The sequence below is a fragment of the Shewanella sp. 5S214 genome, from assembly GCF_041439795.1.
GTDB lineage: Bacteria > Pseudomonadota > Gammaproteobacteria > Enterobacterales > Shewanellaceae > Shewanella > Shewanella vesiculosa.
In genome coordinates this window covers 1-20,559 of sequence record NZ_JBGOOV010000023.1, presented here as the reverse complement: position 1 = coordinate 20,559, position 20,559 = coordinate 1, and the positions used below count along the sequence as shown (strand labels likewise).

The window sequence follows — 20,559 nt, the reverse complement described above, 5'->3', positions numbered from 1 at the left end:
GATGTTTATTTACCTTCCATAGCGATTTCAGTTTTATCGGTTTCTATCGGCTCGTCTTGAAGGATTTTATCTGCTGGTAACGCCAGCTTCATGCCTTCTAATGGGTAATCAAGCGCTGATGTGATGACTTCCATTCCAGGATCCAGACCTTCAGAAATAACCACATTGGCGCCTTCTTGGCGAATAATCTTTACGGGTTTATAGCGTAAGGTGTTGTCGCTATCCATTATTGCGACTAAGCCATTTACAATTAAATGACGTGGAATAACGGCGACATTGCCAGCATTACTACCTTGTATGTTTGCAGTAACATAGGTGCCGAAACGTAATTCATTTTTATCGGTTTTCAGTCCATATGGGTCTTCGATTTCAGCAACCAGATAGGTCATGCGACTTTTACTGTCAACAACTCCTTCACTGCGAACTATTTTCCCTTGCCACTGTTGTTTACTTCCGGCGAAGTTACCCATTAATGTCACTTCAGAATGAGTGCCTTTTTGATCCAAATATTGCATTTCTTTATCGGCGAGAGGTAAGCGGATTTCAGCCGTATCGGTATTATAAATGTGTCCGATTTTACTTCCTGTGGTGACATAAGCACCTAAACCAATTTCACGGCTAGAAATAAGTGCATCATAAGGGGCGCGGATCACAGTCCGTTCTAGATCTCGATGTGATCGGAGTAAATCGGCTTCTGCACTTTTTAGCTTAGCTAATTCTTGAGCGAGTTGTGGTTTACGCAAACTGAGAGCGGTAGGCTTACTATTGGTAATTTCTGCCCATTCACGTAAGGCAACTTCACCATTAGCGCGTTCTTGAACCATGTTAGCTTTTGCTGATGCCACATTAGCCTGAGAATCTAATAAGCCAGCTTCGTAATCACTGGGATCAATCTTAGCTAAAATATCGCCTTTTTTAACAAAGCCACCTTTGACGAATTTATCCGCTAGATAAATGATTTCACCACTGACTTGTGCAACCAATTCGGTATCGTACTTGGCTGCGACGACACCGTATGAACTGACCGAAAAGGTCATGGGTTTGTACTCGATGGCTTCCACTGATACCAGAGGAGTAGTATCAACGACAGGCTTTTCCTCTGGGGGCTTTTTTAACGCAGAAATCCCAACTAAACCAGCTATTCCAATTGCTAATACTATTATCGGTAGTATGATTTGTTTTTTAGTTGCCACGATCTTTCCTTATAAAATAATGCGTTATTTTTGCAGTAAGCCAAGTCAATACTGCCAATAGTCTTTTTTGTCATTTATATGTTAATCGAAATGTTTAATCTTTGGTGTTTCATTGTGTAAACTTGTGTGTCAACCCAAGGAGAAAACAATGCAAGTCGCCAATACATCTAGATTACAATTATCATTAATAACCCTTGATGACAGTGCATTATTATTTGAACTCGACCAGGACGAGCGAGTCATGCATTTTCTCAATGGTGGAATTAAAACCACACAGCAGCAGATTGATACGGTGATGATGCCAAGATTAGCTCAATATTTACATCCTGCTAAAGGTTGGGGGTTATGGAAAGTCCATGCGCTTGATTGTCCTGAAAATGAGCAACACGGCTTAAGCGGTGAGTATTTAGGCTGGGTATTAGTTAGACCGATGCACTTTTTTACCCAAGCACAGCCACATAACTTGGAATTAGGTTGGCGGTTTAAACATATCAGTTGGGGTAAAGGCTATGCTACCGAAGCAGCGAAAGCGGTAATGGAGGCTGTGAGTGCCTCAGCTGAAGTAACCCATGTCAGTGCTATTGCAGTAGAAGACAATCTAGCTTCAATTGCAATAATGAAAAAACTCGGTATGACTTTTCAGCATAAGAGTATTCACCGCGATCCTTTAGGTGATACCGAAGCGGTGTTCTACCAAAAAATGGTGTAATACTCATTCGATTCATTTTAATAACAGCTATAAAAAAAGAGCAGCCTGAGCTGCTCTTTTTAATTAAATGCAATCAATTACTTTTTTGCGTCTAGGTAACGTTCAGCATCAAGTGCTGCCATACAACCCGTTCCGGCAGAAGTGATGGCTTGACGATAATGTTGATCCATTACGTCACCACATGCATAAACACCTTCGATGCTAGTTTGTGTTGCATTGCCTTGTAAGCCACTGTTAACTTTTAAGTAACCGTGATTCATTTCTAGCTGATCAGCAAAAATGCCAGTATTTGGGCTGTGGCCGATCGCAACAAACACACCAGCGACTTCTAGGTCGGTAACTGAACCATCTTTAGTGCTCTTTTTCTTAAGACCTGTCACACCCATGTCATTACCCGTCACTTCTTCCAGTGTTTGGTCTAGGTGTAAAATGATATTACCGTTAGCGACTTTATCCATTAAGCGGTTAATCAAAATCTTTTCTGAACGGAAACTATCACGACGGTGAATTAAGTGAACTTCAGACGCGATGTTGCTTAAATAAAGTGCTTCTTCAACAGCAGTGTTACCGCCACCGATAACCGCAACTTTTTGGTTACGGTAGAAGAAACCATCACATGTTGCGCAGGCAGAAACACCACGGCCCATGAACGCTTCTTCAGACGGAAGGCCTAAATATTTAGCCGATGCACCGGTCGCAATAATTAATGCATCACAAGTAAACTCGCCGTTGTCACCTTTTAAGCGGAAAGGGCGCTCAGTTAGGGTCACTTCATTGATATGATCGAAAATAATTTCAGTATCAAACTTTTCAGCGTGCTTTTGCATGCGTTCCATTAATGCTGGACCAGTTAAGTCTTCCGCATCGCCTGGCCAATTTTCTACTTCAGTAGTGGTCGTTAATTGGCCACCTTGTTGCATACCTGTGATCATCACAGGATTTAAATTTGCACGCGCAGCATAAACAGCAGCGGTATAGCCGGCAGGGCCAGAACCTAAAATTAGTAGGTTAACGTGACGAGCTTCACTCATGATTTTGATCTCCGATAACATGCCTTAAGCAATTTGCATGGGATTGTATGGAATTTACTGCGGCGGGTAAAGTGAAGTTGAGTGTAGGAAATCGATTGGGGTTATCTATTATGTAAATATTCCGTTTCAAGTGAACGAACTTACCTGACATAAATCAAAACTACCCAGCACCTGTTGAACTTCATTCGATATAATAATCAATCGTTATAATTTGCTTAGGTAGAAGTAACCACAACGAGAAAATACACCAAATGAGTAATGACGAATAATATAAGTGATATGAAAAATTTTTATTATGAACAAATTATAACTGGTGTTCAAAAAATCGTTTTTTGAAATAGCGCCTGAATAATTGCTGTACTTAAAGCATATCTTGGAACAGAAAAATAACATTTATTCCAATGAAACGACATTGCTAATAGCTAAGGCCTTATATTACTTAAAGAATTATACATCGTTTTTTTTTAATGATAATATAAACATTACTCACGGAATGAAGTTCAAACGATTCATCGTAGCTTCAATAGGATTGATTTTTTAAAGGACTAAACTATGTCAAATGATATAGAGCTATGCTATAGCAAAAGTAATACCTATCCAGTAAACCCAAATAACGAGCCAGCTTTTGCTACGTTTCAACAAGACAACCCACATATTATTAGTGCCTTTGTCTCTGCGGGCACCCCATTTATTATGCGTAATGGCGCTAGCAATGGTTCTAATTGGCGAAAAGAACGCCCTGAATTAGTTTGCACGCTTAGTCAAATACAATCTTTACCGCAACAAGCAAAACGAAATCTTGCTTTGATGGATGATATGTTTGGAGGCGAAAACCTACAAGCCCTCGCTGATTTTTATCAAGCTGAATTAGCACCTATGGTGCGCAATGAAAGCATCGGAGCCATAGGTGCAGCATCAACAGCTTTAGATACAAGATTAAGTAGCTTTGCTAAAGCCGCTCATAAACTTCAAGATGCATTAGAGAAAGTTAGAATAGGCGCACAAGCAAAATATCCTAAAGCCCAAATGATGATGTTAGAACAAAACGCAAGGGAACTTGGGAAAGACTTCAATCAAAAATTCCAGACAGAAATCAATAAATACATTGGTCGGGTCAAAAGCAAAAGAGGTACTGTTTACAATAATGCTGATCGTGGTATCAATAAAGCAAAAAGCGGTAGGTCCATAAAACCGATTCAATTTACCTCTACAGTTGATTTTCAAAATTTACGCGCTTTTGAAATGGGAGCAAATCTTCTCGGTAAAGGATTAATTGTGCTTGATGCTGGGATCCGTGCGGGCAATGTACATGTTGATTATTTAGCTGGAGCTAATTGGCAAAAACGTGCCGCGGTTGAAACAGCCGGTTTTGGTATGGGTACTGCAGCAGGTTTATGGGGGGGAGGTCAAGTCGTAGCGGCAGGCCTAGGTGTTGCTATGCTAGCTACGCCAGTTGGATGGGTCATTATTATCGCTGCTGCCATAACGGTTGGAGTTGAAGCGGCTAAAGGTGGAGATATTGCTGGGAAATGGGCTGCCAATAAAGCCTATAATATCGGAGATTGGCTTAATAGCCTGTAAAGGAGGTATTCATGTCAGAACTATTAACTGAAGACTGGATGGGTATATTTTTTTTTATTACCTTCTGTATGTGGAGTATTGCTGTACTTTTGTTTGGCCGAATTACCGTTAAGCATATTGAGCGCGAAATGGCAAAAGAGGACATATTGCCGGCAGAATGGGATAAAGGCATAGGTATGAGATACCCCGCTTATGCGAGTATTATCATGCGCCCTAACGCTAAAAGGCATGCTTCTATTGTTGACATAGAAGCTACCAAGCGCTTTAGTCGAAAAGTCGACTGGTATTTGGCTGTATTTGTACAGATTTCTAGTGTTGTGTTTTTTACTCTTATGTTCACTGTTGCTTATCTATACGGCCCTGATAGCTAGCAAAATTGGTTGCGTTAATATTTAGATACGACGATAACAATTGGTATTGTGGTGACTAAGGCTGGTAATGGGATTGGGATATTCGGAGCTAATAAAGCCTTTAATTTAGGTGACAGGTTAAATGGCCTATTGCGAGGGATTTATGTTAGAACTATCAACTGAAAGTTGGATGGCAATATTATTTTTTATTGCTCTTTGTATATGGTGTATTACAACTTTTTTATTTGGCCGCATTAGCGTTAAGCATATTCAGAGCGAAATGGCGAAAGAAGGTATAGCACTGCCTGTTTGGGATAAAGGAATAGGTACTATTATCGTTACTTACTCCTTAATTATGGTGTTCCCAAAGTTGAATCCAATAATTATCGATTTTGAAGCTGTTAGACGACATACGCGGAAAAAGGATAAAAAACTCGCATCATTATACGTTGCTTCCAGTGCTATTATTTTTATTATTGGGGTAACAATCTATTATTCATACATCTCTGATAGCTAGCCGATTTGATTGAGTGATTATTATTGGTTCATCCATTGAGGTTGGAGGGGGGCTAAATGGGTTATGGCTTGGAAATTCGGAGCCAATGAGTCCTATCATATAGGTGACTGTTTAAGCAGTTTATAATCGAGGTTTTCATGGATGAACTATCCACAGAAAGTTTGATGGCTATTATTGGCGGACTGTCATTTCTTATATGGGGGATCGCCATATTATTATTTGGTCAAATTACCGTTAAATATATTGAACGCGAGATGGCGAAAGAGGGGATATTACCTCCTGAATGGGATAAAGGTATCGGTATGAGATATCCTGCATACGCCAGTATCATTATGCGCCCTAATGCAAAAAGAAACGCTTCCACTGTCGACATCGAGGCGACTAGACGTTTAAGTCGAAAACTTGATTGGTACTTGGCTGTATTCGTTCAGGTTTCTAGCGCTATTTTTTTTACTATTATGTTTACAGCCTATTTTCTATATGGTTCAGAAGACTAATTTGAAAATTATTCTTGTACTACTGGTACTACTGGATATCTTGCAGCTAAAGTGGTGATTAATTTGATCAATGGACTGCATAGGTTCATGGTTGAATAATTTATAAGTGAGATATTGATGTCTGAACTTTCTGTTGAAAATTGGATGGCTATTATTGGTGTTTCAATATTTTTATCTCGGGTATATCAACATTCTTGTTTGGCCGCATTACTGTTAAGCATATTGAACGTGCAATGGCAAAAGAAGGAATAGATCCACCTACATGGGATAAAGGTATTGGTTCGCGAATTGTGGCTTATGCAGGGATAATTGCTTTCCCTAACCTCAAGCGACATGCTTCTCTTGTTAATATAGAGGCAACTAAACGCTTTACCCGGGAAAAAGATAAAAAACTTGCATGGTTGTATATTATTTCCGTGGCTAGCTTTTTTATTGTATTAATAGTTTTTTATTTATTTCTTGAACCCGACAAAATACTACGCTAAGTAACAGTTAACCATTTAGCTCCCATTTGTCTTGATTAGCAATAGCTCTGTTAACAACATCTGATGGTTAAGTTTCTAAATTTTATCTGAGCTTTAATTGCGAAAGTTTATTATTTGATTCAATTGGTTAAAATTATGCCGCAAGCACTGAATTTGTAGGACTAAGAGTGAGGGGTGAGGGGGACTCATGGCAGAACTATCCACAGAAAGCTGGATGGCGGTATTATTTTTTATTGTATTGCTTATATGGGGTATTGCCATATTTTTATTTGGCCGCATTACTATTAAACATCTTGAGCAAGAAATGTTGAAAGAAGGGATAGAGCTCCCAGCTTGGGATAAAGGTATAGGTGTACGAATGGTTGCATACGCTGGGGTTATCGCTTGGCCTAACCTCAAACGTCATGCTTCTCTTGTTAATATTGAAGCAACAAAACGCTTTAGTCGAAGCAAAGACAAAATACTTGCGTGGTTCTACATTATTTCTTCGGTCAGTATTTTTACTCTTGGATTATTTATTTACTATTTATATATCTATAAGAGTTAATAGTGTGACTGGGTTATTGATTTAACATCGATGAGTAATATTATGTACATGCTAACAAAAAAATCTATCCTCTGCCGTTGTTCGAATAGTGTATTTTTGTTTCATTGTTGAAATAAGGACATCCCTCTTATTTCAACAATGTGTCGTAAACTCAAAAATATCAGTGATTTTGATTGATCACATAATAAGCAAAGTACTATTTGTCTCGATGCTATTAGTAAACCAAGTGACAAGTTGGTAGGTTATTTTTTTCTAAATAATTCTGGTGATATTCCTCGGCTATGTGGAATGTTTGTATCGGTACAATTTCAGTCACAATATGACGCTGTCCCCATTTACCGCTGCGTGCTAATGCCAGCTTTGAGGTTTCAGCTTGGGCTTTTTGCTCTTTATCGTGAAAAAATATCGTACTGCGATATTGAGTGCCAATGTCGCCACCCTGCATGTTTAACATGGTCGGGTTATGGTTTTTCCAAAACACATCCAGTAGGTCGTTAAAACTGATCACTTCAGGATCAAATTCAACTTGGACAACTTCAGCATGGCCAGTGGAACCCGTCTTCACTTCTTTATAAGTTGTTGCAGTGTCTTTACCACCCATGTAGCCACACGTTGCGTTACTGACGCCGTCAATTTCACGGAAAAAATATTCAACACCCCAAAAACAGCCTGCACCAAATGTTGCTAACGCCATGACATACCCTTAAAATATATTATAGAAGTCTAGATGGCTGTAATTGTGTTGAATATTGTGATGTTTTGCAAGCAAACTTTTATTAATAAATAAAACTAACATATGCCTGCAATAAAATAGTCTTTGGCTATGATAGAATCTGTGGCAATAGGCATCTTAGTTAACAGCCGTTTACGTCAAGTTTAACTACGCCATATAATAATGAGACAAGGAGTTGATAGTGTTATCTGACCTGATGATAAACCACGATTTTTTAGCCTATACCTTAGCCAATCCGACTCGACTACCAGCAGCGTATGACTTTATGTTAGCCCAACATACTCGGGTTGATGTATTAGATACTGGGGTGATTGTATTTACGCCAACAACTGCCGCTAAAGACATAGTGTTGTCATGTGCCGTGCACGGTAATGAAACTGCGCCAATTGAAATATGCAATCAACTGATTAAAGATTTGCTGACTCAACGTATAGTGGCCAAGCAGCGTGTAATGTTTTTAATCGGTAATCCCGCTGCGATCATTAATAAAACCCGTTTTATTGATGAAAACATGAATCGCCTATTTAGCGGTGCGCATTCAAAGGGCGAGGGTTTAACTCACCCAGAGCGCCATCGAGCTAAAGCGTTAGAGCAATACGTGGCTGACTTTTTCAATGCCAATAGCGACAATCAACGCATTCATTACGACTTACATACTGCAATCCGTGCTTCAAAGCATGAAAAGTTTGCCATTTACCCATACCGTCCAGGTCGTGCTTTTAGCGGCGAGCAAATTATGTTTTTGGCGGCATGTGGTGTTGATACCATATTATTCCATCATGAACCGACAACTACGTTTAGCTACTACTCCTCAGAGCAATTTCAAGCAGATGCATTTACCGTTGAATTAGGAAAAGTGATGCCATTTGGTCAAAACGACATGAGTCGTTTTGACCAAACTCATACTATGCTTGAAAAACTGATTACTGAGCCTCAGTTAGCGCCTGTTGAGTTTGACGCAAGTAAGGTCAACTTGTATAAGGTGTCTAGGTCGATTAATAAACATTTCGATGACTTTGAATTTAGCTTTGCTGGTGATGCAGAAAACTTCAGTGCCTTTACTCTGGGGGCTGTGTTAGCGACAGAAGGTGGTAAAGCGATCACCGTCGAACAGCCACAAGAGGCCATTGTATTTCCGAATGCAAATGTACCCATTGGACAGCGTACAGTGCTATGTTTAGTACCTGCACCGAACGAGTCAATCTTATAGTCGTAAAGCAATATATACATGTCAATCGTGAGTAAAATACGTTTACAGTGAGAGTAAGTATTGATAGGTAGTTTACGTTAACGTAATGTCTACTCGCATAGTATAAATAAAGCCATGTTTATGTTGAACATGGCTTAACAATAACAAGAGCATAATATGAGCAACGCACCACTGACCAATGAAACAGTGCACCGTGTCAGCTTCTTAGACAAAGCGTCATTGCACATCCCCATTTTGCGTATTTTGCAAGCTGATGGCACCACATATGAAAATGCGGTTTTACCAGTAATCGACAAGGCTCTGGCCGAAAAAATATTTGATACCTGTGTTTTTACACGAGTATTAGACGAGCGTATGTTGGGTGCGCAACGTCAAGGACGAATTAGTTTTTACATGACCTGTACCGGTGAAGAAGCCTCAATTATCGGCAGCACAGCAGCGCTGGATAAAGACGACGTCATTTTGGCTCAATATCGCGAACACGCCTCATTGCGTTATCGTGGATTTAGTACTGAACAATTTATGAATCAAATGTTCAGTAACGAGAAAGATTTAGGTAAAGGTCGCCAAATGCCGATCCATTACGGCAGCCGTGAACTCAATTACCAAACCATTTCGTCACCACTGGCAACGCAAATTCCGCAGGCGACTGGTGTTGCTTATGGAATGAAGTTACAAGGCAAGCGTAATGTTGCCATTTGTTATTTTGGTGAAGGCGCTGCATCAGAAGGTGACTTCCATGCTGGTTTGAATATGGCCGCAGTACTCAAGTCTCCTACCATCTTTTTCTGTCGCAACAATGGTTATGCTATTTCTACCCCAACTGAAGAGCAATTTGCCGGTAACGGTATTGCCAGTCGCGGCGTAGGTTACGGTATGCATACCATACGTGTAGACGGTAACGACATGCTCGCAGTGCTAGCCGCTACGCAACAAGCTCGAGCTCACGCATTAGAGCACAATGCTCCGGTATTGATTGAAGCGATGACATATCGTTTGGGTGCGCATTCTTCATCAGACGATCCATCTGGATATCGTTCAAAAGAAGAAGAAGCAAAATGGCAACAGCACGACCCAGTCAAACGTTTTAAATTGTGGATGATCAACAAAGATTGGCTTACTGAAGCCGATGAAGCCAAGTTATTTGAACGTTATCGCGAAGAAGTGTTAGCGGCAGTTAAAGTGGCTGAAAAGTTGCCGGTGCCGAAACTCGACGAAATTATCGAAGATGTGCTTGATAAACCAACTCCAGCGCTTAGAAAACAGCTTAAAGAGTTGAAAGAGCATATCGCTAAGTATCCAAAAGCCTATCCAAAAAGCGCAGGGAGACTCTAAATCGTGGCTCAAATGAATATGTTACACGCCATCAATGAGGCGTTATCAATAGCCATGACTGCCGATGAGCGCATGGTGATTTTTGGTGAAGATGTGGGTCACTTCGGTGGCGTTTTTCGTGCGACTTCTGGTCTGCAAGAACAGTTTGGTCGTGATCGTTGTTTCAACACACCGCTAACAGAGCAAGGCATTGCAGGTTTTGCTAATGGCTTAGCATCTTATGGTATGACTGCGGTTGCTGAAATTCAGTTCGCTGATTATATTTTTCCAGCATTCGATCAAATTGTTAATGAATCAGCAAAATTTAGATACCGTAGTGGTAATCAATTTGATGTGGGTGGATTAACCTTCCGAACCCCTTATGGCGGTGGGATAGCAGGTGGTCATTATCACTCACAATCTCCTGAAGCCTATTTTACCCAAACACCAGGCCTAAAAGTGGTGATTCCACGCAATCCAGAACAAGCAAAAGGATTGTTGTTGGCATCTATTCGCGATCCAAACCCGGTTATTTTCTTTGAACCTAAGCGTTTATACCGCGCATCTGTTGGCGAAGTGCCAGCCGGTGACTACGTTATCGAATTAGGTAAAGCACAAGTGGTTAAGCAGGGCAGTGATATTACAGTCCTGGCTTGGGGCGCACAGATGGAAATCGTTGAAAAAGCCTGTGAGCGAGCGGAAAAAGAAGGTATTTCATGTGAAATTATCGACTTACGTACTATCGCACCATGGGATGTTGAAACCATCGCTAAATCAGTCACCAAAACCGGTCGTTTACTGATTAACCATGAAGCCCCTTTAACCGGTGGTTTTGCTGGCGAGATTGCCGCAACGATCCAACAAGAATGTTTCTTATCGCTTGAGTCACCAATTTGTCGAGTGTGCGGCTTAGATACGCCTTATCCATTAGTGCATGAAAAAGAATACATGCCAGATGAGTTAAAGACCTTCGAAGCTATCAAGGCCACAGTTGCTTATTAGGAGTAAGATATGATTAAAGATTTTATTTTACCTGACATCGGCGAAGGTGTAGTGGAATGTGAATTAGTCGATTGGTTAGTCAGTGAAGGTGACATGGTTACCGAAGACCAACCGATTGCTGATGTAATGACTGACAAAGCCTTAGTACAAATTCCTGCGCCACATGCCGGAAAAATCACTAAGCTTTATTACGCTAAAGGCGAAATAGCCATAGTGCATCAGCCATTATATGCGGTTGAGATGGACGGTGATGACACCTCTAGTGTGTCTGAGACTCCTGTAGCTGCTGTCACTCCGGTTAAAGAAGCTGTTAACGATACATCGGCTAATCACGCTCCTGTTGACCGGGGTAATTCTGTCGCTGCAACAACAAAAAGTTCATCAAATATTGAAGAATTCTTACTACCCGATATTGGTGAAGGAATTGTTGAATGTGAACTAGTTGACTGGTTGGTAGAAGAAGGCGATATGGTGGTCGAAGACCAACCGATTGCTGATGTGATGACAGATAAAGCGTTAGTGCAAATTCCGGCGATGAAAGCCGGAAAAATAGTTAAACTGCATTACCGTAAGGGTCAGCTTGCTAAAGTGCATTCGCCTCTATTTTCCATCGAAGTCGAAGCCGATACTGATAGTGCATCTGCTAGCGTTGACGTGGTTCAACAAGCTCAAGCCGCTGCACCACATGTTAATCTAGAGCCCGTTGCCCAAGGTAAAGCGTTAGCCAGCCCAGCTGTTCGCCGTATGGCGCGGACACTCGATATAAATATCGCAACTGTAGTGGGTACGGGCAAAAATGGCCGTGTTTACAAAGAAGATATTGAACGTCATCAGCAAGGTGCAAGTGCCTCTCAACCCGCTGCAAATACAAATGCTGCTTCATCGTCTGCTGATCAAGTTACAAGTCCTGTCAGTGGTCAATTAGTTAGCCCTGCTTCAGCAAGTGATCGTGTTGAACCTATCAAAGGCGTCAAAGCTATTATGGCTAAAATGATGGTTGAGTCAGTATCGACAATTCCACATTTTACCTATTGCGAAGAATTTGATTTAACTGAATTGGTTGCTTTGCGTGAAAGTATGAAGCAGCGCTACTCAACCGACGAAGTGAAGCTCACTATGATGCCATTCTTTATGAAGGCCATGTCGTTAGCTATCAATGAATTTCCGATCTTGAACAGTCAAGTAAACGCTGATTGCACTGAACTCACATATAAGTCGCGCCATAATATTGGTATGGCAGTTGACTCAAAAGTGGGTTTATTGGTTCCGAATGTTAAAGATGTGCAAAATAAGTCTATTTTAGATATTGCCGCTGACATTTCACGCTTAACCACAGCTGCACGCAGCGGCCGTGTGTCACCAGCTGATTTAAAAGATGGGACTATTTCAATTTCTAATATCGGTGCATTAGGCGGCACGATAGCAACACCTATCATTAATAAACCTGAAGTGGCGATTGTGGCATTAGGTAAGTTACAGATACTGCCTCGATTTAACGCCAAAGGTGAAGTTGAAGCACGTAAGATTATGCAAGTTAGCTGGTCTGGCGATCACCGCGTTATTGACGGTGGCACCATAGCTCGCTTCTGTAATTTATGGAAACACTACCTAGAGCAACCACAAGAAATGCTCTTAGCCATGCGTTAATAATGATTAAGCTATCTTATGCAAAAGGACGCTAACGCGTCCTTTTGTTTTAAGTGGCTTTTTCGTATAATACACAAACAATGTAAATCGATTGGAACTTTGTATGAGTCTGTCGGCACCTAAAATTGAAACTATTGAATATCCGTTTCCGCCAAAACCTGCCGTGTTGTCTGACGCTGAAAAAGCACAATATAAAGCACGTATCAAACAGTTATTGATTGATCAAAATGCAGTCCTTGTTGCCCATTATTATACCGATCCTGAAATTCAAGCATTAGCTGAAGAAACTGGTGGTTGTGTGTCAGATTCTTTAGAAATGGCTCGCTTTGGTCGCGATCACCCAGCAAAGACATTAATTGTTGCTGGGGTTAAGTTTATGGGCGAAACCGCTAAAATCTTAAGCCCTGAAAAAACCATTTTAATGCCCACTCTGGAAGCAACCTGTTCGTTAGATCTAGGTTGTCCGATTGAGCAATTTAATGAGTTTTGCGATGCCCATCCAGATCATACTGTTGTGGTGTATGCCAACACCTCTGCAGCAGTAAAAGCTCGTGCAGATTGGGTGGTCACCTCAAGCATTGCTTTAGAAATTGTTGAGCATCTCGATAGCCAAGATAAAAAAATTATCTGGGCACCCGATCGCCACTTAGGCTCCTACATCAATACACAAACTGGCGCCGACATGTTGTTATGGCAAGGCGAGTGTATTGTGCATGATGAGTTTCAAGCTAAAGCATTGCGCGAGCTTAAAAAGCAGCATCCTGGTGCAGCCATTTTGGTTCACCCAGAGTCACCAGCTAGTGTGGTTGAGCTTGCTGATGCTGTAGGTTCTACCAGTCAGTTGATTAAAGCGGCGCAAACCATGGCCAACGACACCTTTATTGTTGCCACGGATCGCGGTATTTTTTATAAAATGCAGCAGGCTGCTCCAGGTAAAACCTTGCTCGAAGCCCCAACCGGCGGCAACGGTGCCACCTGTAAGAGTTGTGCCCATTGCCCGTGGATGGCCATGAACGGCTTGCAAGCTATCGAAGCTTCACTAGTTGATAGCGATAAAACTAATCATGAAATATTTGTTGATGATGAACTGCGCATCAAAGCACTCATCCCACTAACTCGCATGCTCGATTTTGCCAAAGAATTGAATATGAAAGTGAAGGGCAACGCATAAGTAAATAGCTAAGTTTGCGAATCAATGACTAGCCTGATAAAAACCGACTCCATGTCGGTTTTTTTATTCTCAATTGTTATTGTTGTGATGCGGTATTCTGTTAAATTTTAAATTGCCCAACTAAGGTATTAAGTTGCTTAGACAAATCAGCAAGGTCCTCGCTTGCCTTGGCTGTTTGCATTGCACCATCCGTAGTCTTAGTAACGATATAGTTGATGTTATTGATGTTTTTATTAATCTCATTTGATACCGCACATTGTTCATTTGCTGCACTGGCGATTTGAATATTCATCTCAGTGATAGTATTGACCGCTGCAAAAATGTCATCGAGCGCTCGGTCGGCATTATTTGCCTGTGCTACACAAGAATCTGTGACCTTACTACTTTCTTTCATGACTTGAACTGCTTTCGCTGCACCACTTTGTAATTGTTCTATCATGGCTTGAATGTCTTGGGTTGAGGCCTGTGTTCGGCTTGCTAAGGTTCGAACTTCATCTGCAACAACAGCAAAGCCTCTGCCTTGTTCGCCAGCGCGAGCAGCTTCGATTGCGGCATTCAGAGCTAACAAATTAGTTTGATCAGAAATATTGCGGATTACTTCCAGTACACTATCAATGGCTGTTGTTTGGCTTTGTAAATGTGAAACAGTTTCTGTCGCAATGTTGATTTCTGATGCTAATTGATTAATTTCTGATGACACTGCGCTGACGACAAGTTTTCCCGTTTCTGTTGCTTCATTGGCTTTTTGGGCAGCATCAGCTGCTTGAGTAGCATTTTGTGCAACCTCTTGAACGGTTGCACTCATTTCATTCATCGCGGTCGCAACCTGCTCAGTTTCCTGTTGCTGTTGTACGGTATCAGCTCGTGTTTCAAGTGTAATATTAGATAAGCGTTCAGCAGAGTTATTAAGCAGCTGAGTAGCTGACATCACTTGGGTAATTGTGCTATGAACCTTGGTAGCAAATTGGTTGAATGCTTTGGATAGCTGAGTAATTTCATCGTTGCCGATAACGGTTAAACGCAGGGTTAAGTCGCCATCGCCATCTGCAATATTATTCATCGTGTTAGTGGTAGTATTAATTGGCTTTGTAATACTTCTACTTACCACCCAAGCAATGGCTATCCCTAATAATAACGCAATAATACCTACAAAAATCATAGTTAAAGATACTGTCTTTAGTGCACTCGTATTATGAGTACGATCCATTGCGATTTCTAGGACGCCAATAGGTTGACCAGAAAAATCTTTTATTTGACGTAAGTATATAGCATAGGGGGTGTCGTTTAATGTTGACTGGCTATTAAGCACTTCACCATTAAATGCTTGCGTTAAATCGGCATTATTTGAAAAACTATTAGGTTTTGTTGTGGTTCCAAAAGCTTCAAATCGTCCATTTTTCTCAGTGTAGAGAGCAATATCGACGTTATAATCTTTTTTAAATTCGTCAAAAAATGTTTGTCCAAAAGACATACCAAACTCAACAGAGCCAATATGTTTGTTTTGATAATTTATCGGCATAATTCCGCGAATGCCTATCCCAGCGACTCCTTTTTCTAGTCCTTTAACCGCTTTTTTGTCTCGATTTGCGACAACGATGGTTTGTCTAAAAGAGGATAAATCATCCCCAAACTCCTCTGGCTTGTGAACCCTTAAAAAGGACGTCGCAGGAGGTAAGTGGAACTGGAATTGACGAACGCCATAACTAGTTTTTAATGAGTCGAAAAGCGGAATAGTTCTAGCCGCTAATTCATTTCTATTGCCCTCACTGAATAGCTTTTGTAATTCTCTATCGCTAGCAATGACAGTTGCTAAAGCTTGAGCCAATTTCCCTGTTGATTCAATATCAGCTGTAGCCGTTTCATATAGCTTGTGTAGCTCGCGTTGCTCGGCGCTATCGATAGTGGCTGAGAATTCAGATAGTACGAAAGGAATAACGGTACCCATGACTAAAAACAATACAATGGCAATACCTAAGATAATACGGTTGCCGATAGTTAAATTAAATTTGCTCGCCATTTTTAATTCCTTTGACTTTTTGTAAATGAATAATATTTAATGATTTAAAATATCAGCTATAAACAGAAAATAAACAAGGCTCTATTGGTCGAATTTTGTGCTCTATGTTGTAATAACTTATCTTTACTCATAATTAAATTCATTTCATTACTCTCATTCCATTTTGTACGATTAATAGACTAGTGAACGAATTGAAATAGAAGGGGAGTCGAATCTGTCTTACTTTATTTAGTACTACTCGACTTCGTCACTTATAAGCAATAGATATTGGGTAATAGGATATAAAAGCTAACAGTGTATGTATGATTTTAGCGTGTTGATAAAATTGTAGGCGATGAATTTAATGATAATAGAAAATTGCAGTATTATTTGGATCCCCGAGCGATGAACTAACTTTTTAATAAATAAAAAAGCCCCGCAAATGCGAGGCTATTAAGTTTACTTTAAATTAGATCTTAACGAGCTAATTTATAGTTTAATTACTTAGCGTTCATTAACGCAACAGCGTTGTCTAACATGCGGTTACTGAAACCCCATTCGTTGTCATACCATGACATTACTTTCACTAATCGACCGTTAACACGAGTTTGTGTAGCGTCGAAATTAGAAGAGAAAGGATTATGGTTGAAGTCGATAGACACTAATGGCTCTTCATTAATCGCTAATACTTCAGACATTGGTGATGTTAGTGAAGCACGGGTAATGATGGCATTCACTTCTTCAACAGTGGTATCTCTAGAGGCTAAGAATGTTAAATCAACTAAAGACACGTTGATTGTTGGCACTCGTACCGCTAAACCGTCAAATTTACCCATAAGCTCAGGAACCACTAAACCTACTGCAGCAGCTGCACCGGTTTTAGTTGGGATCATCGACATTGCCGCAGCGCGAGCACGGCGTAAATCTGTGTGGTAAACATCAGATAGACGTTGATCATTGGTGTAAGAGTGGATAGTGGTCATCAAACCAGACTCAATACCAATTTCATCATTTAACGGCTTAGCAATAGGTGCAAGGCAGTTAGTGGTACATGATGCACCAGAAATGACTGTCATGTCTGAAGTTAATATATCGTTATTCACACCATATACGATTGTGGCATCAACATTCTTACCAGGAGCTGAAATAATAACTTTCTTAGCACCAGCAGTAAGGTGTGGTTGCACAGATTCTTTAGATGTGAAAATACCCGTACATTCAAAGACAACATCAATTTTTAATTCTGCCCAAGGTAACTTTGATGGGTCACGTTCTTGGAAAGTTAAAATTTTGTCGCCATTAACATAGATAGCTTCATCGTCATGATCAACTTTCGCGTTGAAACGACCATGTACAGTATCGTACTTAGTTAAATGAGCATTAATAGAAGCATCACCTAAATCGTTTAACGCAACGATTTCGATTGGGTAATCTTTGTCGCTTTCGTACAGTGCACGTAGAACGTTTCTACCGATACGGCCATAGCCGTTAATTGCTACACGGATAGTCATCTCATATCCCTCAAGTTAAAATAATTTGGTGGCATATCATTCGCCTGGTTGTAAAATTACCAAATTGGCCGTAATAATCAAGTTAAATCACCCAAATATGCCGAATTAAGCCAATAATATTCGTATTTTTTTTACATTTAGCACATTTTGAAGATATTTTAAGCACAGTTTTGTAAGTAATAATAAATTTAATAAGCCACAAAATGGATTCAAAGTTCACAATCCTAGCTTATTTTAATAATGCTTCACTGTGACTATTGGCAAATTGTTCGCTCATTACCACTGAGACGAGTTCAATGGCTTGACTGTCTAATGTCGATGCAAGCGCTTGATCCCCCTTAATGATAGCTAATAACTGTTGTTCATCAGCTTGGTTTTCACTGATCAATAAGTTGGCTCTGGTCAACAGGTATTCTTTTTCACTATCTTGTTGTTGGCGGTAAATAGAAGCGAGAGCTAAAAACCAGTCAGGATCAATATCTGCTGGCTTGGTGGTAGCAAGCAAATGCAAATAAAGCGTTTTGGCATCATTAGGCGAAACTCTCACATAATAGGCTGCTAGTTGAGTAATGATATCGTTATCGACAAGCAATCCTTGCTTATAAGTGTTTTCTACAATCGCCAATCCTGCTTGATCGTTAAAACGCATCCAACGATAAAATGCTAAATGCACTTCGTTATTTGCACGGGTGGTTTCTTGAAGTTCGCTGAGTGTCTGAGTGCTTACCGCAAAAGCGCGTTCTCGATCACGGGTTCGGTCAGTATTAATTTTATGTTGTACACCAGCAGCCAATTCGATGCATTTACTGTATTTCTCTAAGTAAATAAGTTGCTGGTAAAGTTGTTTACCTGTAGGCGATGAGCTCTGTTTTAACGCATATCTGTGGCGGATCAGGTCACCTTTCTCAAATCGGCACCAACTATCTTTGTGTAAATCACTACAAAGTTCAGGATTATTTTTACAAATAAGGTCGCTGTTTCGGTCATTATCGCAGCCAAAAAGGCCAAAACAGGCCCCGATAACTGTAAATGATGTAATTAATACAAAATTATGGCTCAAAAGCGTCTCCGAGCGGTAAATTGTCTAATAAAATTACACATTTACCGAAAATTTGTTACTAGCGAAATCGGCTGTATTTCTTTACAATGTCGGCGACCAACAGGGGGCCACCCCCATACAATATACTAAATTATTGGTCTTTTCTTTTTGTTACTCAAACCTTTCTGAAAAAACGAGAAAAGTGAGATAAAGGATCCCTACATGAGCGCAGATAAACATTTACAAAGCTGGCAAGAACGTTTCGAAATGGCAGAAGCAATGCAACCGTTGCTTGGCAAGTTGTATCGTAACCAAGGTATTGAGGTTATGGTATATGGTAAACCACTACTCAATGCATCAACCATCGAAATCATTAAGTCACACCGTTTAGTACGTCGTCATGTCGGTGAAAAATTACGTCTTCGTGAAAGTTTCCCATTTGTTGTAGCACTTAGCAAATTAGCCATCAAGCATTGCCGAGTCGATATTGGTAAATTAGCGATTAATTACTGGCGTGATAACAAGGATGCAAGTGGTATCGAAGCTTATATGGCACAGGAGTTGTCAGAAGCTGTTAATCATGGTGATGACACCCCAGCTCGTGATGTTGTACTTTATGGCTTCGGTCGAATAGGGCGTTTGTTAGCTCGATTACTCATTGAGCGTACTGGTAAAAGTAATAAAATGCGCCTTCGTGCCATTGTATTGCGTGGTGGTAAAAAAGGTGATTTAGAAAAGCGTGCCAGTTTATTACGTCGTGACTCAGTACACGGACCATTTAATGGTTCGGTTGAAGTTGACGAAGAAAACAACGCAATTATTGCCAATGGAACTTACATTCAAGTCATTTACGCTAACTCACCAGATGAAGTTGATTACACTAAGTATGATATTAACAACGCGTTAATTGTTGATAACACAGGTATTTGGAAAGATGAAGCTGGTTTAGGTTTACACCTTAAGAGCCCTGGAGCAGCAAAAGTATTATTAACAGCTCCAGCCAAAGGTGCGATTAAAAATATCGTTTACGGCGTTAATGAAAACGATATCCTTGATTTAGACACCATAGTGTCAGCGGCAAGTTGTACAACTAATGCCATCACACCAGTGTTAAAAGCGGTTAATGACAAATATGTGATTGAAAATGGTCACGTAGAAACGATTCACTCATATACCAACGATCAAAATTTAATTGATAACTATCACAGTGCAGATCGCCGTGGACGTAGCGCTCCGCTTAACATGGTCATTACCGAAACAGGCGCGGCTAAAGCTGTTGCTAAAGCATTGCCTATATTAGCGGGTAAACTAACCGGTAACGCGATTCGCGTTCCAACGCCTAACGTCTCTATGGCTATCATCAGTGTTAATTTACAACACGAAACTAATCGTGATGAACTGAATGAATACTTAAAAGATGTCGCATTGCAATCTGGGTTACAAAATCAAATCGATTTTACTGAATCGACTGAAATTGTTTCAAGTGACTTAGTGGGTTCACGTTATGCAGGTGTTGTCGATTCACAAGCAACGATTGCAGAGGGTAAACGTGCCATTTTGTACGTATGGTACGACAACGAATTTGGTTATAGCTGCCAGGTTGTTGGCGTTATGCAAAAAATGCTTGGCTTAACCACATTATCACTACCTAAAAACTAATATTTAATCAGTACCAAGTTTGCTGACAGTGGATGTTTAACAAGGTTTGCAAAGTTAATATCGCTGTTTATTGAGTACTTACCCAGGTATGTAGTCTTGAAAGCATCTCTTTGGAGATGCTTTTTTATCCGCCTTGTAATATATTTAATCAGAATGATGATTTATGCATCAAACAGTCATTTTGTTGCAATAAATCTGTTTTTATTGATTGACTATCAGAGCTAAAACGGTAGAATGCCATTCCGCAGTCAGGGGAAACATCCTCTTGCTGCAACGTTCTAGTTTTAAATAGAGCGGTAAAGAGATACAAATGCGACATTAGCTCAGTTGGTAGAGCGATACCTTGCCAAGGTATAGGTCATCGGTT

Annotated in this window: 20 protein-coding genes; 14 read left to right on the top strand and 6 right to left on the bottom strand. The window is 40.4% G+C overall.

Annotated elements, in window-relative coordinates:
- Positions 1–5: 5 nt before the first annotated feature.
- Positions 6–1,193, bottom strand: coding sequence for an efflux RND transporter periplasmic adaptor subunit (locus tag ACED29_RS15125; RefSeq protein WP_124014943.1), 1,188 nt, complete (start codon positions 1,191–1,193; stop codon positions 6–8).
- A gap of 148 nt (positions 1,194–1,341) precedes the next feature.
- Here ACED29_RS15125 and ACED29_RS15120 point away from each other — a divergent pair, with 148 nt between their 5' ends.
- On the top strand, positions 1,342–1,902 hold the full coding sequence (locus tag ACED29_RS15120; protein WP_371698004.1) for a GNAT family N-acetyltransferase: 561 nt from the start codon (positions 1,342–1,344) through the stop codon (positions 1,900–1,902).
- A 77-nt stretch (positions 1,903–1,979) separates the two neighbouring features.
- On the opposite strand, the gene trxB is transcribed toward ACED29_RS15120, so the two are convergent.
- Positions 1,980–2,933, bottom strand: coding sequence for a thioredoxin-disulfide reductase (gene trxB / locus ACED29_RS15115; RefSeq protein WP_124014941.1), 954 nt, complete (start codon positions 2,931–2,933; stop codon positions 1,980–1,982).
- A gap of 552 nt (positions 2,934–3,485) precedes the next feature.
- Between trxB and ACED29_RS15110 the strand changes: the two genes are divergently transcribed.
- The 7 genes from ACED29_RS15110 (at position 3,486) to ACED29_RS15080 (ending at position 6,910) form a co-directional block, all read left to right on the top strand.
- Positions 3,486–4,514 carry a hypothetical protein gene (locus ACED29_RS15110; RefSeq protein ID WP_371698003.1) on the top strand — a complete coding sequence of 343 codons (1,029 nt, stop codon included), beginning with the start codon at positions 3,486–3,488 and terminating at the stop codon, positions 4,512–4,514.
- A gap of 11 nt (positions 4,515–4,525) precedes the next feature.
- The gene (locus ACED29_RS15105) at positions 4,526–4,885 is read left to right on the top strand and encodes a hypothetical protein (RefSeq protein ID WP_371698002.1); all 360 of its coding nucleotides are present in this window, start codon (positions 4,526–4,528) and stop codon (positions 4,883–4,885) included.
- Between the two features lie 142 nt (positions 4,886–5,027).
- Positions 5,028–5,381 (top strand): hypothetical protein, encoded by a 354-nt coding sequence (locus ACED29_RS15100; RefSeq protein WP_371698001.1) that lies wholly within the window; start codon positions 5,028–5,030, stop codon positions 5,379–5,381.
- A gap of 137 nt (positions 5,382–5,518) precedes the next feature.
- Complete coding sequence (locus tag ACED29_RS15095) at positions 5,519–5,878, top strand: hypothetical protein (protein WP_182756421.1); 360 nt, start codon at positions 5,519–5,521, stop codon at positions 5,876–5,878.
- A gap of 117 nt (positions 5,879–5,995) precedes the next feature.
- Complete coding sequence (locus tag ACED29_RS15090) at positions 5,996–6,130, top strand: hypothetical protein (RefSeq protein ID WP_371698000.1); 135 nt, start codon at positions 5,996–5,998, stop codon at positions 6,128–6,130.
- A complete protein-coding gene (locus tag ACED29_RS15085; protein ID WP_371697999.1) occupies positions 6,112–6,363 on the top strand; it encodes a hypothetical protein in 252 nt (83 codons plus the stop codon). The genes ACED29_RS15090 and ACED29_RS15085 overlap by 19 nt, the downstream gene beginning before the upstream one ends.
- Before the next feature lie 187 nt (positions 6,364–6,550).
- A complete protein-coding gene (locus tag ACED29_RS15080) occupies positions 6,551–6,910 on the top strand; it encodes a hypothetical protein (protein WP_371697998.1) in 360 nt (119 codons plus the stop codon).
- Between the two features lie 214 nt (positions 6,911–7,124).
- On the opposite strand, the gene msrA is transcribed toward ACED29_RS15080, so the two are convergent.
- On the bottom strand, positions 7,125–7,604 hold the full coding sequence (gene msrA / locus ACED29_RS15075; RefSeq protein WP_371697997.1) for a peptide-methionine (S)-S-oxide reductase MsrA: 480 nt from the start codon (positions 7,602–7,604) through the stop codon (positions 7,125–7,127).
- Between the two features lie 220 nt (positions 7,605–7,824).
- On the opposite strand from msrA, the gene astE reads away from it, so the two are divergent.
- From astE to nadA, 5 genes are all read left to right on the top strand, one after another.
- Complete coding sequence (gene astE, locus ACED29_RS15070; RefSeq protein ID WP_371697996.1) at positions 7,825–8,853, top strand: succinylglutamate desuccinylase; 1,029 nt, start codon at positions 7,825–7,827, stop codon at positions 8,851–8,853.
- Positions 8,854–9,009: 156 nt separating this feature from the next.
- Positions 9,010–10,188 (top strand): thiamine pyrophosphate-dependent dehydrogenase E1 component subunit alpha, encoded by a 1,179-nt coding sequence (locus ACED29_RS15065; RefSeq protein WP_124014936.1) that lies wholly within the window; start codon positions 9,010–9,012, stop codon positions 10,186–10,188.
- A 3-nt stretch (positions 10,189–10,191) separates the two neighbouring features.
- Positions 10,192–11,169: an alpha-ketoacid dehydrogenase subunit beta gene (locus ACED29_RS15060; protein WP_124014935.1), complete on the top strand. Its 978-nt coding sequence runs from the start codon at positions 10,192–10,194 to the stop codon at positions 11,167–11,169.
- A gap of 9 nt (positions 11,170–11,178) precedes the next feature.
- Entirely contained in the window at positions 11,179–12,816 is a 1,638-nt protein-coding gene (locus ACED29_RS15055) for a dihydrolipoyllysine-residue acetyltransferase (RefSeq protein WP_371697995.1), read from the top strand.
- Positions 12,817–12,919: 103 nt separating this feature from the next.
- Positions 12,920–13,987: a quinolinate synthase NadA gene (gene nadA / locus ACED29_RS15050; RefSeq protein WP_124014933.1), complete on the top strand. Its 1,068-nt coding sequence runs from the start codon at positions 12,920–12,922 to the stop codon at positions 13,985–13,987.
- Between the two features lie 100 nt (positions 13,988–14,087).
- On the opposite strand, the gene ACED29_RS15045 is transcribed toward nadA, so the two are convergent.
- The 3 genes from ACED29_RS15045 to ACED29_RS15035 form a co-directional block, all read right to left on the bottom strand.
- A complete protein-coding gene (locus ACED29_RS15045; RefSeq protein WP_273057357.1) occupies positions 14,088–16,004 on the bottom strand; it encodes a methyl-accepting chemotaxis protein in 1,917 nt (638 codons plus the stop codon).
- Positions 16,005–16,483: 479 nt separating this feature from the next.
- The gene (gene gap, locus ACED29_RS15040) at positions 16,484–17,494 is read right to left on the bottom strand and encodes a type I glyceraldehyde-3-phosphate dehydrogenase (protein ID WP_124014931.1); all 1,011 of its coding nucleotides are present in this window, start codon (positions 17,492–17,494) and stop codon (positions 16,484–16,486) included.
- Positions 17,495–17,723: 229 nt separating this feature from the next.
- Entirely contained in the window at positions 17,724–18,554 is an 831-nt protein-coding gene (locus ACED29_RS15035) for a DUF2989 domain-containing protein (protein ID WP_182723773.1), read from the bottom strand.
- A gap of 201 nt (positions 18,555–18,755) precedes the next feature.
- Between ACED29_RS15035 and ACED29_RS15030 the strand changes: the two genes are divergently transcribed.
- The gene (locus ACED29_RS15030; RefSeq protein ID WP_182697410.1) at positions 18,756–20,192 is read left to right on the top strand and encodes a glyceraldehyde-3-phosphate dehydrogenase; all 1,437 of its coding nucleotides are present in this window, start codon (positions 18,756–18,758) and stop codon (positions 20,190–20,192) included.
- Positions 20,193–20,559 lie beyond the last annotated feature (367 nt).